Origin of the sequence: Rhodococcus sp. KRD175 (genome assembly GCF_017168275.1) — a bacterium.
Taxonomy (GTDB): Bacteria; Actinomycetota; Actinomycetes; order Mycobacteriales; family Mycobacteriaceae; genus Rhodococcoides; species Rhodococcoides fascians.
Genome location: NZ_JABFAQ010000003.1, coordinates 106,266 through 119,208, shown reverse-complemented (window position 1 = coordinate 119,208; position 12,943 = coordinate 106,266). Strand labels below are relative to the sequence as shown.

General features: G+C 59.9%; 8 protein-coding genes and 2 pseudogenes. 4 read left to right on the top strand and 6 right to left on the bottom strand.

Annotation, left to right across the window (positions count from 1 at the left end):
• Positions 1-149 precede the first annotated feature (149 nt).
• Positions 150-1,103 (top strand): Abi family protein, encoded by a 954-nt coding sequence (locus tag J1M81_RS03940; protein ID WP_032382531.1) that lies wholly within the window; start codon positions 150-152, stop codon positions 1,101-1,103.
• Between the two features lie 298 nt (positions 1,104-1,401).
• On the opposite strand, the gene J1M81_RS03935 is transcribed toward J1M81_RS03940, so the two are convergent.
• The 5 genes and pseudogenes from J1M81_RS03935 to J1M81_RS03920 all read right to left on the bottom strand — a co-directional run bounded on the left by J1M81_RS03935 (position 1,402) and on the right by J1M81_RS03920 (position 6,444).
• Positions 1,402-2,610 (bottom strand): NAD(P)/FAD-dependent oxidoreductase, encoded by a 1,209-nt coding sequence (locus J1M81_RS03935; protein ID WP_032370840.1) that lies wholly within the window; start codon positions 2,608-2,610, stop codon positions 1,402-1,404.
• Positions 2,607-3,455: pseudogene (locus J1M81_RS03930) on the bottom strand (cytochrome P450); the annotation flags it as partial. The pseudogene J1M81_RS03930 and the gene J1M81_RS03935, both read right to left, overlap by 4 nt.
• Positions 3,456-3,479: 24 nt before the next feature.
• Positions 3,480-4,122 (bottom strand): annotated as a pseudogene (locus J1M81_RS26990) (cytochrome P450); the annotation flags it as partial.
• 24 nt (positions 4,123-4,146) lie between these two features.
• Positions 4,147-4,467, bottom strand: coding sequence for a 2Fe-2S iron-sulfur cluster-binding protein (locus tag J1M81_RS03925; protein WP_027498266.1), 321 nt, complete (start codon positions 4,465-4,467; stop codon positions 4,147-4,149).
• Between the two features lie 225 nt (positions 4,468-4,692).
• On the bottom strand, positions 4,693-6,444 hold the full coding sequence (locus J1M81_RS03920; RefSeq protein WP_032375590.1) for an FAD-dependent oxidoreductase: 1,752 nt from the start codon (positions 6,442-6,444) through the stop codon (positions 4,693-4,695).
• 430 nt (positions 6,445-6,874) lie between these two features.
• Between J1M81_RS03920 and J1M81_RS03915 the strand changes: the two genes are divergently transcribed.
• The 3 genes from J1M81_RS03915 to J1M81_RS03905 all read left to right on the top strand — a co-directional run bounded on the left by J1M81_RS03915 (position 6,875) and on the right by J1M81_RS03905 (position 11,149).
• Positions 6,875-8,128: a CdaR family transcriptional regulator gene (locus J1M81_RS03915; protein WP_032375589.1), complete on the top strand. Its 1,254-nt coding sequence runs from the start codon at positions 6,875-6,877 to the stop codon at positions 8,126-8,128.
• 1,113 nt (positions 8,129-9,241) lie between these two features.
• A complete protein-coding gene (locus tag J1M81_RS03910; protein ID WP_045840684.1) occupies positions 9,242-9,904 on the top strand; it encodes a TetR family transcriptional regulator in 663 nt (220 codons plus the stop codon).
• 219 nt (positions 9,905-10,123) lie between these two features.
• Complete coding sequence (locus J1M81_RS03905) at positions 10,124-11,149, top strand: AraC family transcriptional regulator (protein WP_027498270.1); 1,026 nt, start codon at positions 10,124-10,126, stop codon at positions 11,147-11,149.
• Between the two features lie 135 nt (positions 11,150-11,284).
• On the opposite strand, the gene J1M81_RS26985 is transcribed toward J1M81_RS03905, so the two are convergent.
• On the bottom strand, positions 11,285-12,808 hold the full coding sequence (locus tag J1M81_RS26985) for a hypothetical protein (RefSeq protein WP_374223891.1): 1,524 nt from the start codon (positions 12,806-12,808) through the stop codon (positions 11,285-11,287).
• Positions 12,809-12,943: the final 135 nt, after the last annotated feature.

Below are 12,943 nucleotides of genomic sequence, written 5' to 3'. Positions count from 1 at the left end.
GCCTGCACTACCCCTCCAACAAACGCGAGTCGGGCAGAGCATTGCCCAACAGCTGCAATATGCGTTACTATCGCTTCAATCGTTCGGCCCGCACCGTGAAGTCATTCCCGGGAGCGGGCCGGATTTCTTTCTATAGCTACAGTCCCTGCATGAGCCGACCACTGAAGCAATGGTTGTCGATCGATGACCAGATTGCACTCTTGAGCAGCCGCGGGATGTCGATAGCAGACCCTGCGGAAGCCCGGCAATGGCTCTCCGCAGTCGGCTACTACCGACTCAGTGGCTACTGGTACCCGTTCCGCCAGCTGGACGCCTCAGGTGCCACGCCCAGGAGATCTAGCCATTTCGTGCCGGATACGACCTTCCACGAGGTGGTAAAACTCTACGAGTTCGACCGACACCTCAAGACTCAACTTCAAGACGGCTTAGAACGCGTCGAGGTCGCGTTCCGAAGTCAAATTGGCTATCTACTCGGACGATATGGCCCGGTATCTCATGCCACTGCGACCAGTTTCCGTCCAACCTTCGCCCACTCCGATTGGTGGAACACCGCCCAAGGTCGAATACGTCGTGCAAGGAACCGCGATGACTTCGTCGATCACCATTACGTCAATTATGCTGGAACCCTTCCGATTTGGGTTCTGACCGACGTCTTGGACTTCTCCGACCTCTCGAAGCTTTACGCCGGCATGCGAGCCTCCGACCAGAAGTCCATTGCCGACTGGTTCGCCGTAACACTGCCATCGGACGCCTCCAAGAGCCGCCGCCAAAAATGGGCCAAGAATCCGCCTTTGGCCAACTGGCTCGAACACTTGACTGTGGTCCGAAACATCTGCGCACATCACGGACGACTCTGGAACCGTCAGCTCACGCCAATCGGTACGTCCGCTCGCATTCGTCACCTGCCCGTCTTCGCGGATCTCCCTCAGGATCAGGTTCAGATCGAACGTGCATACGGCACGATTTGCGTCGTCTCTCACCTGCTGGACGCGGCTTCTCCGGGCCATTCCTGGCGAACCAAGATAGATACCCTCATCGCCTCTTCGTTCGCCGAATTCACCCACCGTCGCCCGAGCGAAATGGGAATTCCCAACCGCTCCTGAGCAGGTTTGCAAGCGTGAGGCAGTAGAGCGGACGCATGGGTGCTGTCCCGCTGTACCAGCATCGACTGCGCTGATCATCGCCAAAGCCTTGACACGGAGCCTTCGTCTCGCCGCCGTGTCCAATGAGATATTGTCAAGACCTGTGGATGAGCGGTTTTCAGGCGGCCTCCTGGGTGCCTGAGGTGGCGTCGGGTTCGACGAGTTTGCCTTTCTCGAAGGTGGCGCCATCACGGACCAGTTTCACCAGATGTTCTGAGCAAACCGGTTGCTGTTGTGTGCACAACGACCGAAGGATCGGTCAGTTGCGCGCGAGTCCGCCGAGCATCAGGTCTTCGCGTTGGACGGGGAGTCGCTGGGCGATCACCCGTTTGCTGTACATGAACTCGCGCGGGCGACCTATGCAGTCGGCGGCAATGAGCTCACCGGCCTGGAGATAGAAGCAACTGAAATCACTGTCGCGGGTGGGGTCACCGCTGAGAACCACTTCGTCGTATCCAGTGTTGAGGCCGGCGATCTGCAGCTTGAAGTGATACTGATCCGACCAGAACCACGGCAACGCTTCGATTTTTCTGGACTTCCCGCAGGCGGTCGACGCAGCGACTTTGGCCTGCTCTCCTGCGCTCGAGACGGACTCCAACCGTAGTCGACGGCCGTAACGGGCCATGTCGTGGCTCGCGCAGTCCCCCGCCGCCATGATGTCGGGGTCGTTGGTCCGAGTGTGATCGTCGATCACGATGCCGTTGTCGATGACAAGACCCGCATCGGCGGCGAGGTCGGTGTTCGGCTCGACGCCGACACCGACGATGACCAGATCTGCGGGGATCGATTCTCCGCTGGCCAAGGTGATTTCACGAACCTCACGGTCACCGGACAGGCCCTGAACCATCGCGTTCGTTCTGATGTCGACTCCCTGTTCGCGATGTATCCGCTCGAAGAACGTCGATACCTCGGGAGCAGTGACCCGCTCGAGCACACGCCCAGTTGCCTCGAGGACTGTGACCTGTACGCCCAGTGCGCGCAGCGATGCCGCTGTCTCGAGTCCGATGTAGCCGCCTCCGACGATCACCACCCGCTGGCCAGGGCCGGTGGCCATACGTATCCTCTCGACGTCCGCTGCGGTGCGCAGGTAGTAGACCCCGTGGAGATCGGCCCCGGGAACGGTGAGCCGACGAGGGCGGGCTCCCGTGCACAGCGCGAGCTTGTCGTAGGCCAGCTTCTCCCCGGTGTCGAGAACGACGTTGCCTTCCGACCGAACGATGGTCTCCACCTGCGCGTTCAGGAGCTGAATACCTTGCTTGGAGTAGAAGTCCGTGCTGCGAATGGCGATATCGTCGAGTACGCATTTGCCCGCCAGGTATGCCTTCGACAGCGGGGGGCGTTGATAGGGAGCGGCAGACTCGTTACCGATGAGGACGATGTCGCCTGTCCAACCTTCTTGGCGCAAACTAGCTGCCAGTTGTGCCCCAGCATGGCTTGCGCCGACGATGATCGCCCGTTGCGATGTCATACGCTGGAAGTAGGCGTCAGGCGCACCATCATCTTGCTGATGCCCCGCACGAAATTCGACTGAACATACTCGGGGTCGCCGACGACCTCGATGTTCTCGAAGCGGGGAAGCAACTCCTCCCACAGAATCCGCAGCTGCATTTCGGCCAGCCGATTGCCCATACACCGGTGCACACCGAATCCGAACGCGATGTGATTGCGCGCATTGGCACGATCGATGATGAAATCATCAGGATTCTCGAAAACGCGTTCGTCGCGGTTACCCGAGGCATACCACATCACCAATTTGTCACCCTTGCGGATGAATTGTCCGTTCAGAACGGTGTCGGCTTTGGCGATTCGGCGCATGTACGCCAAGGGTGTTTGCCATCGGATGATTTCCGAGTTCATGTTGGGGATCAAATCGGGATTGGCCTTCAATTTCTCGAACTGGTCGGGGAATTGGTTCAACGCAAGAACGCCACCGCTCATCGAGTTTCGCGTGGTGTCGTTGCCACCGACGATCAGCAGGACGAGGTTGCCCAGAAATTCCATCGGACGATCGATCAGATCCTTGGTGTCCTCGTTGCTCTGCAACATGGTGATCAGATCGAAACCGGACTCTTCCCCTGCAGACCTCCTGGCTGCTTTGTCATGCCAGAGAGCGCTGAGGCCACGGGCCATGTCACGCATGCCTTCGAACACCTCGTCGTTGTCCGAGGGCCCACCGTTGGCTTGCTCCATCGAGGTTGCCAAATCGGACCAGTAGACGAGTTTGCGGCGTTGTTCGTAGGGGAAATCCAGAAGAGTTGCGAGCATCCGAGCTGTCAACTCGATCGAGACATTCTGCACCCAGTCGAACGGCTCGTTCAGAGGTTGCCAAATCGGACCAGTAGACGAGTTTGCGGCGTTGTTCGTAGGGGAAATCCAGAAGAGTTGCGAGCATCCGAGCTGTCAACTCGATCGAGACATTCTGCACCCAGTCGAACGGCTCGTTCAGGGGGAGGTCGTCCAATACCTCCCGTACCCGCGATCGGATCAGTCCCTCCATCTCCCGGAGGTTCTTCGGTGCGACAACCCCCTGGACGGCAGCGCGCTGCTTGTCGTGGCGTGGCGGGTCCATCGCGATGAACATCTCGATATCGAGAAACCGGGGCGGGACGCCGATGACGATGAACGGTTCGGCCGAGAACACAGCGTGGTTCTTGTCGACGGCCACGATATCGGCATGGCGCGTGACCGACCAGAACGGGCCGAACGGACTGTTGGGTTGGTAATGAACCGGTGCCTCGTTCCGCACGCGCTCGAAGTACGACTGCCACCGCCCTTGTCTGTAAAGAAAGGGGTTACTGAGGTCGATGTCGGCGAGCTCGACATCCTCGACCGGTGGAATGGGACTTTCGACGAAGATCTTCTTGCCATTCGTGCCAGTCACCCACCGTCGGGTCTTGTCGTACAGATGAGCGCCCTGGATCTGCAGCCCTATAGGGATGGTCGACTGGACCTTGTCGGTGATCGACTCAGAAACTTTCATGCTGTCGTGCCTGCCTTTCACACATCACAATTGGAATTCAGGTGTTCGAACGATCAGGCCATCCCACGCTTCCGAGGCCACCATCTGGCACGACAACCGAGACGTGGGTTCACGCTCGGGGTTCATAGCCAGCATCTCCTCCTCGTTGGCACCGGACAGACCCACCTCTCCTGACCACTGCGGGTCGACGATCACATGGCAGGTGCCACAGGCCGTTTCGCCCCCACAGTCTCCATCGATCCCCGGCACAGCATTGTCGGTTGCAATCTGCATCAACGATCGACCTTCGACCAAGCCCGCCTCGTGCTTCCCACCATCGTGGGCGACGAAAGTTACAACTGCCATGTCAACTCCTCAATTTTCTTCGCGATTGATAACAGTGTCGCCGCAAACGTGAATGGCGGCCATGTTACGTAGAGTCAAAAACTTGTGAATTCGGGTCAGACGGTTCGCCCCAGAGATCCGACCTGAGTCCACTCCAGATGTGGAGTGCGACAACTCTGCGCTCCGCACGAAGGCATCGAGCGGATGGGCTCCTGTTTCGAAATGCGCGCTCACCAAGTACTTCTTTCACCGCGAAGCCGTCTCACCGGCGACCAGATGGCCATTTCGGATCTCGACGATAGGCAATCTCAGTCCACCCGGAGCGTCCACCGGAACAACGGGCGAGTTGGGGGCGATGGGATCGAGCCGCTGATACGGAAGCCCCTGTGCCGGACGAAGATCCAGCTCGCCCTTGTTCGGCCACAGTGCGGCGGACCGCTCGGCCTGCGCACTGATGGTCAGCGACGGATTGACCCCGAGGTTTGCCGACACGGCCGCCCCGTCCACCACGCTCAGCGTCGGGTAGCCGTGGACGCGGTGGTACGGATCGATGACGCCGTGCGCCGAATCCGAGGCGATGGCGCAGCCGCCGAGGAAGTGGGCGGTGAGCGGAATGTTGAACAGCTCTCCCCAGGTACCGGCCGCGAGGCCGCCGATCTTCTTGGCGATCCGCCGGGTGGCGTCGTTGCCTTCGGGGATCCACGTCGGATTCGGCTCCCCGTGGCCCTGCCTGCTGGAGATCGTGCGGCCGAACGGCCCACGCTTGGTGAACGTGGTGATCGAGTTGTCCAGGTTCTGCATCACCAGCGCGATGATGGTGCGCTCGCTCCAGTGCCGGACATTGACGACGCGGACGAACTGAATCGGATGCGCGATCATCGCGAACACGAATTTGAGCCAACGCGGAATCTTTCCTCCGCCGTCGGTCATCAGGGCCTGCAGCATGCCCATCGCGTTCGAACCCTTGCCGTAGCGGCACGGCTCGATGTGGGTGTTGGGACTGGGGTGGAACGAGGACGTGATGGCAACGCCACGCGTGAGATTCATCGACGGGTCCACCTCGTATTTGGTCGCTCCGACGATCGACTCGGAGTTGGTACGCGTCAGTTCGCCGAGTGTGTCCGACAGCTTGGGCAGAGCGCCCGTGTCTTTCATCTTGTGCAGCAGATTCTGGGTGCCCCAGGTACCGGCTGCCAGAACGACATTTGCCGCGCTGTACGTCTTCTTGCCCTTGCGGAGCCGAGCGCCGGTGCGCTCGGTGTCGACATCCCAGGTGCCGTCGGATCGGGGGCGCAGGCCGGACACCGTCGTCATCGGCACGATCTCGGCTCCTGCGCGCTCGGCGAGACCGAGGTAGTTCTTGAGCAGGGTGTTCTTGGCTCCGTGGCGGCAACCGGTCATGCACTCACCACATTCGATGCAACCGGTGCGCTCGGGGCCTGCGCCGCCGAAGTACGGGTCCGGGACGGTCTTGCCGGGCTCGTCACCGAAAAACACGCCCACCGGTGTCTGAATGAAAGTGTCGGCGACGCCCATGTCCTCGGCGACCGACTTCATCACCTCGTCGGCAGGGGTCATGTGCGGATTGCGCACCACGCCCAGCATGCGGGTGGCCTGGTCGTAGAACGGCGAGAGCTCACTGCTCCAGTCGGTGATGTGCGCCCACTGCTTGTCCTCGAAGAACGGTGTCTGCGGCTTGTAGAGGGTGTTCGCGTAGTTCAGCGATCCACCGCCCACTCCGGCACCGGCGAGGATGAGGCAATCGCGCAGCAGGTGTACGCGCTGGATGCCGTACAGACCGAGTTTCGGTGCCCACAGGAAACGCTTGAGATCCCAACTGTTCTTCGCGAAGTCCTTGTCCTCGAAGCGTTGCCCGGCTTCCAGGATCCCAACGCGGTACCCCTTCTCCACCAGCCTCAGCGCGGTGACACTTCCGCCGAAGCCCGAACCGACGATCAGAACGTCGTAATCGATTGAACTGCTCGGTGGCGTCGCCATGGCGTCTCCTTCTGGTTCTTCAAACCGGATAACTGCTCCTCGCCCCAGGGGCCTGGACCCCAGCGCAAGAGTGCGCCCCCTCGACGGTGAGACCAAAGCCGACCGCCTGCCTACACAGGCACACTACTATACAGACGATGGCTTTTTGTCCAATTAATTGACAGATGCAGCCTGCGTGTACAGATACTAGTGATGCAGCTCATCAACCACAAGCCGCTGACGCTTCCGTCACCGGCGAGCCGAACCGAAAGGAGCCGGTGCGTCAGAAGCCAGCAAGGAGGGCTCTGACGAGAAGCCGAGGTGCACAGGCGGCGGGGCAAGCCCCGAGATCGACAAGCTAGATCCGCAGCGATCGTCACCGAAATGGCGTGCCGCTCCAGAATTGAACTACCAGGGTAGGTATGACACTAAAATGGTATCGACTCATTTGATGGAAACACTTGTGGACGAGATGGAGGACAGGAAGGCAGAGTTGACCGAGAATATCTCTTCATTCATAAGTGCATCAATCCATGAAATGAACGGCAATGCAGACGCAACCGGACTTCTACACACCAGCGTGAAAGCCAACATCAATGCGGCTATCGACTTCCTGGCCGACAGGACTGAGCACGACAACTTGCGAGCTCCGCATGCCGCCCTGTGCCATGCTCGCGTTCTCGCACACACGCATGTCCCGCTGACGGCGCTCGCCCGCGCTTATCACCTGGGCCAATCGAGATTTCTTGAGCATGTCCTGTTCTCGCTCTCGCGAGCTACGCACACGTTGGCCGCGAATCAACTTGCGCATCTGGTCAGCAGGTCTGCCGTCTTCATAGACCGCGTGTGTCAGGACGCATGTTCAGAATACGAAGCGGAGAAATCGAAGATACGTGAAGAAAATAGTTCTGTAAACACGGAACTCGAACGCGCAATGTCGCCATCATGCACAGATCCTTTGGACGCATACAAAATCGATTCATATTACAATCTCACAGGAAACCATATTGCCATTGAGTTTTGGACGAATGACCGGGAACCATTCCCGAGCAAGTCCTGGCACCAGCTCGTAGATACCGTTAACGTCAGACTCGGTACGATCGGTCGACCGCAAGTCAACAGTAAAGGCGATGCCCGATCCCTGGTTTGGTTTCCGATAATTCACGCCGGAAGGATTTGCCTTGAAAGCGTTACAGACGTTCTTCAGAAGTACGGCCGAATTCGAGCAGCAATTGGAACCGTGCAGAGTGGTGAAAATGGTTTTCGGAAGACAGCCAGGCAGGCAGAGCGCGCGGCCCGCGTGGTTTCGGACGGCAAGGTCGATATCAGTCCGGTGGTAACTTTCGAGGAAGTTGCAGCCATCACTCTTCTGCTCGAAGATCCGGAAAGCCTAAGGGATCTAGCGGAAGACTCACTCGGAGGCTTGCTTCTGGACAGTGCGCGGAACCGCTGGCTCCGCGAGACCTTGCGAGTCTACCTGGCAAACAACTGTAGCGTTACCGCGACCGCTCACGACATGACGATCCATCGCAACACGGTCAAATACCGCATCCGACAAGCAGCGAAAGAGTGCGGTTGCAAGCTGGACGATGCCAGCATCCTCATGAACCTCAGGATTGCGCTGGATGCCGCGTGGTGGACACCCAGCACAGTACTCAAATTACCCATACCGCTCGGCTCAGTAGACGCACGGTTGACGGTTTGAGCAGGGTGGCTGCGACCCGGCTCAAACCTTCCAGGTTTCCAGCGCCACGTTCGTCAGACTCCATTGCCATGCTGATTCACGATTGTTGCTATCAGAATATCGAATGCCGCATTCGGTGAAAGCGACTTGATTCGGTCATTGATATCCATTTCTTTGCCCTCGATTCCTTCACTTGTCGCAATGTTCGCCGCATTTGATTCGACAGATCCTTCGGACGTCTCCAAGATTCGACCGGCCCACACTCCGACTGGCGAAGGATCAGTAGCAAGATACTGCTCGCAGTCGGTCAGTATATGACATTTCATGCAAGAGTCCGCTGCAGTTTTATGACGCGCAGCTCGCTGAGCAACCGTCTCGTAGGGTGGATCGGATTCGTAGTCCCACAGTTCGGGCTCCCCCTGGCAGGGTGTGACCAGCACCCGACCACGAACTGCGAGACGGTCCAATGCTCGATTCAAGGTTGATTCCTTTAAGTACGGGAGCGAACTCGATACGACCTAGTTGTACGATAGCCATTCCTCATGTGTCAAAGAGGGAAGGATGAGTTGTGCATAAAGAACAAGGACTCCTTGCGACTTTGGCCAACTTGGACATATCACAGAACGGTGCCGATCCAGTACGATCGACACCACGACGACGGCTTCTTCAGGCCTCCATGAATGCAGTGGGAATCGAGGTATCGTGCTGGATTTTGTATTCTTCACATTGACACCGCTCCTACTGTTCATGTTGGCACCCGCGTGGATTTCGTTGACTTACCATGGGTGCGCGAGTCTGATCGAACGCCGAAATATTCGCGACGTGAAAACCAGCCAGATGTAGGTCGAGCTACGCAGACGAGGGGTGTGCGTAGCCGACCTCTGCAATGGAGAGCTTTTCTGACGCCACACGCCGGCAGTTGTGCCGAGTTGCATGCTCTGCGTTCGCTGTACGCCGCTCGGGAAACCTACCGAAAGAACAGATGAGTTCTTCGTAGGTGTTCGGCTCACCGCTGCGCCTGGTTCGTTCGCCCGCCGATAACGCCACTGGTCGCATCTCTGGCAGCATCGACGCGCTGGCGACAGCGACATCATCCCCCACCACCAATGTCCGAACGCGCCTAGACTTCTATTCATGAGTTCCGTCCACACTGCGCGCCCTGATGGTGGCTACCGGACAGCGGCAAGCACTCTCCTTCGTGCGACCGCGTTAGACGCATTGAGCGCTCTCCTGCTGCGGCAGAGCTGGAAGTCCGTGACCATGTCCGAGGTCGCGAAGGAAGCCGGTTTGTCTCGACAGACCATCTATAACGAGTTCGGGTCCCGGCGCGGTGTGGCGGAGAGCTACGCGATACGACTGACCGATCAGCTGGTCAGTGTGGTGGACGATGGACTCTACACTTGCGTTGGTGATATCAGATTGGCGCTCGGCCGAGGTTTGGCTGCGTTTTTCGCCGTCTCCGAACGTGACCCATTGGTCAGATCGCTACGAGAAGAAGACGCATCCGCAGACCTCCTGCGGCTCATTACTGTTCACAGCACCCAGCTTGTCGAGCGAGCCGCAGATCACCTCTCTGCCACATTTCAGCGATGCTGGGTGCAAGCCCCGAAACGCCAAGCCGATATCCTGAGCACGTCCATCGTTCAGATGGCCTTGGCGTATGTCTCACGGCCCCCGACTGACGCAGCCCAGACCGCCACCGATATCGCAGACCTACTCGCTCCGTACATCGAGGGGTTCCAAGATTTTCAAGCCAATCCAGAGTTGAGCAAGACGACTCGATTCGGTCGACCGTAGCGACAGCGGTGTAGCGCCGCTAGCGTCGGTGTAGCGCCGCTAGCGTCGGTGTCACGCAATATTCCCATTCTCAAGACAAACGAACTTCCGGACAAGAATCCGTCCAGCTTGCCACCACCTCGTTTTCCGGCGTGATTGACGAAAGTGTCGTCGCAAACGCGGGTGACGGCTATGTTCGGTGGAGTCATAAACTTGTGAATTCGGGTCAAAGGAATCACCGTGAAGCTGAGCGATGAGGGCGTGCCACCGCTTGCGTTCGTGCAGCTGCTCGAACGCCGCGCACTCGACCCTGACGCCGCCGCGCGCCTTCGCGCGATCATGCACCGCGAAGGAACCAGTGAAGCGACGCTCATTCAGCATGACGTCCAGGCGCCGATACGGTGGTTTCGGGAGGTCTATCCCGAACTCGATATCGCCCAGGCCACTCGACTCGGATTTGCGTTTGCCGAGCAGGCCCAGTTGACATCGTTCGGGCCCCTGAGTTCACCTTTGATCAGCGCTGGTTCGGTCGCCGAGATCGTCGATCTCCTGACATACCTGCCATTGATCTCCACGGCGTTGAAATCGCAGTTCCACACTGGCGACTACGGTCTGATCGTCGGGCTCACTGCGCACACAGGCGATTCCGCACTGGACTGCTTGGTCATCACCTACGGCGGGTCGGCGTTGTTACGACTGCTGGACATGCTCGCCGGTGACATATCGCCGGTGACACTCCATCTGAGCTGGCCGGAGCCGACCGAGGTGAGCCACGACAAAGGTCCGGCGAATCGCCGGTTCTTCGACGCTCCGATTTCCTTCGTCCACGTACCCGAGGACACACTAAACAAGGCTTGTCGGTTCTCGGACCCTCTCGCATATCGTCTCGCTATCGCTGATCTGCAGCGGACACTCGCCCATCGGAGTGGGTCCATGTCATCCGCCGAGAAGGTGAGGCAACTGTTGGAAAAGGACCTCGGACAGCGAACCAACCATGATGTTGCACAAGCATTGTCGATGTCCAGCAGCACGTTGAAACGGCGGCTTGCCGAAGAAGGAACCACCTACAGAAAGGTGCGCCAATCGCTGCTGTACGAACGCGCGATGCTACGGCTCCTCGATCGCTCGGTTTCGGTCAGCGAGATCGCTTCTGAACTCGGATACAGCGACCTCGCCAACTTCTCTCATGCCTTCAAACGCTGGACCGGGCGCTCTCCGAGAGATTTCCGAAACCCACGACTCTCGGACGACCCGGATTCGACGTAGACCACACAGACGGGGTCAGATCGATGCATCGTTCGTTCGCGGCCTGGTCGATCTTCGTCTCGGAGATTTCGGAGACGTCACCGCCTCCCTGCCGTGAGAAGAAGAGTGTGTGCAGACCCGAGTACGAACCACTTGTCACTCGACGGTGTCGGCCGGTACGCGTGCGGTCTCCGATTCGAGAAAGTCGACGAGTGCTTCCAACAGGCTGTCCGCGCGGGTTTCGACATCGGCGAGGACGGAGTCCACGCCGTCGAGAAGACCGTGGGCGTGTCTACGCGCAAGCGTTCCGCGTTCGTAGTAGCCGGGGTCGAGCAGGACCCGCGGTACTGGATCCGGTGCCGCGATCTGCTCCGGATGTTGTGACCGCGCAGTGGGCTGCAGGTGGGTGGGTGCCCGTCCGTCCAGGTGCATTCGCACGATGCCCGCGACCGCACGGGCGGTCAGCGGGGTCGCAGCCAACGGGGTGTGGCCCCACCGGTCGATAGGAATCGACAGCGGCTGTTTCCCGGCCGGGTCGAAATACCGGTCGTATCCGCCGAGCCCGGTGCCGTCCACGGCATCGAGAGCGTCGGCGAGCATTCGGGTGCTCGGATACCGGGTCCGATGGCCGAGTACCTCACACCAGCGCTGGTACACCGTGCGCGGAGAAATGCCCGTCCCCGCCAGCGCGAGGGAAGTGACAGTGCGGACGCCGCGGCCTGCCTCGACGCGAAGGGCGTCCAGACAGGCATCGGCGGTGACATCGCATGCCCGCAGGGCCGCGATCTGCGTGTACGGCAGACCTGTCGTAGCGAGCGTGAGGATCAGTACGTCTCTGCGTGCGAACAACGCTGACGGCCAACCGTATTCGGGAAGCCGCGCGATGATTCCGCCGATCACGGCTGCCACCTCTTGCAGGCGCGACGTACGCGCCACGTCCAGCGCAGCCCGAACGATCTCAGCACACCCCGGAGGAGGTAATAGATGCCGATGATGAGCGATGTCGATCACCGCGATCCGACGGCGTTGGGTCGTCGGCGCGGCGGGGTGCTCGAGGCGGTCGCGGTGGACATCGCGGCATTCGAGCGCTACGAGTTCGCTGCGGCGGAATGCGCCGGTGTAGCCCATCAGCAGTAGCGCGGTGTCGCGGCGTTCGAGGACCTCCGACGCCCAGCCCGCTGCAGTGCGTCGGGCGTGGTCGACGATCGTGGTGATGTCAGCGGTGAGGAGCGGGGCACGGGGTCTGCGGGGCCGCTCCCCCGCCGACGCGTAGTCCCGCCGGATACCGGCGAGGGTGGCGCGGACCATCTCGTGCCCGCACGGGTTGTCGTGTCCAGTAGCGCGGTGGCGGTCGGCGATCGCCGCGATCCATTTGCTCAGCGTCGCCGGTGCGTACGCTCGCGTCCCGTCGACGGTGAGCGTGTCGGCCGCGGCGACGAGATAGGCCGCCACCGTTGCGGGATGCGCCGGCAACGCGTAGTGCCCGTGGAGAGTGCACCAGGTTTCGAAGCGTCGCCACGCCGAGGTGTAGGCCCGGCGGGTACCGGTCGAGCGGGACGCGGCCATGGAACGCTCGATCCGAGCGGCAACCTCGGGCGGTAGATCGGGAAACACCGCAGCGCCACCCGACACGACAGCCGGGATCGTGGTCGGGCCGTCTACGAGCTGGCGATCTGTCATGGCTGGACTGTAGCGGGCCCTCCCGACAGACTTCTCAGGCCGAAAGCACGCTGAGCAGGCGTTTCCGCGGAGACGGTGCGGGAAGGAAAATTCTCGTCGGTCACCGCACAAATAACGTTGGTGACTATGACCCCG

Bases quoted from the DNA above. Each gene is read 5' to 3' on its own strand.
- J1M81_RS03940 (WP_032382531.1), top strand. From the start codon at position 150: ATGAGCCGACCACTGAAGCAATGGTTGTCGATCGATGACCAGATTGCA.
- J1M81_RS03935 (WP_032370840.1), bottom strand. From the start codon at position 2,610: ATGACATCGCAACGGGCGATCATCGTCGGCGCAAGCCATGCTGGGGCA.
- J1M81_RS03925 (WP_027498266.1), bottom strand. From the start codon at position 4,467: ATGGCAGTTGTAACTTTCGTCGCCCACGATGGTGGGAAGCACGAGGCG.
- J1M81_RS03920 (WP_032375590.1), bottom strand. From the start codon at position 6,444: ATGGCGACGCCACCGAGCAGTTCAATCGATTACGACGTTCTGATCGTC.
- J1M81_RS03915 (WP_032375589.1), top strand. From the start codon at position 6,875: ATGGAAACACTTGTGGACGAGATGGAGGACAGGAAGGCAGAGTTGACC.
- J1M81_RS03910 (WP_045840684.1), top strand. From the start codon at position 9,242: ATGAGTTCCGTCCACACTGCGCGCCCTGATGGTGGCTACCGGACAGCG.
- J1M81_RS26985 (WP_374223891.1), bottom strand. From the start codon at position 12,808: ATGACAGATCGCCAGCTCGTAGACGGCCCGACCACGATCCCGGCTGTC.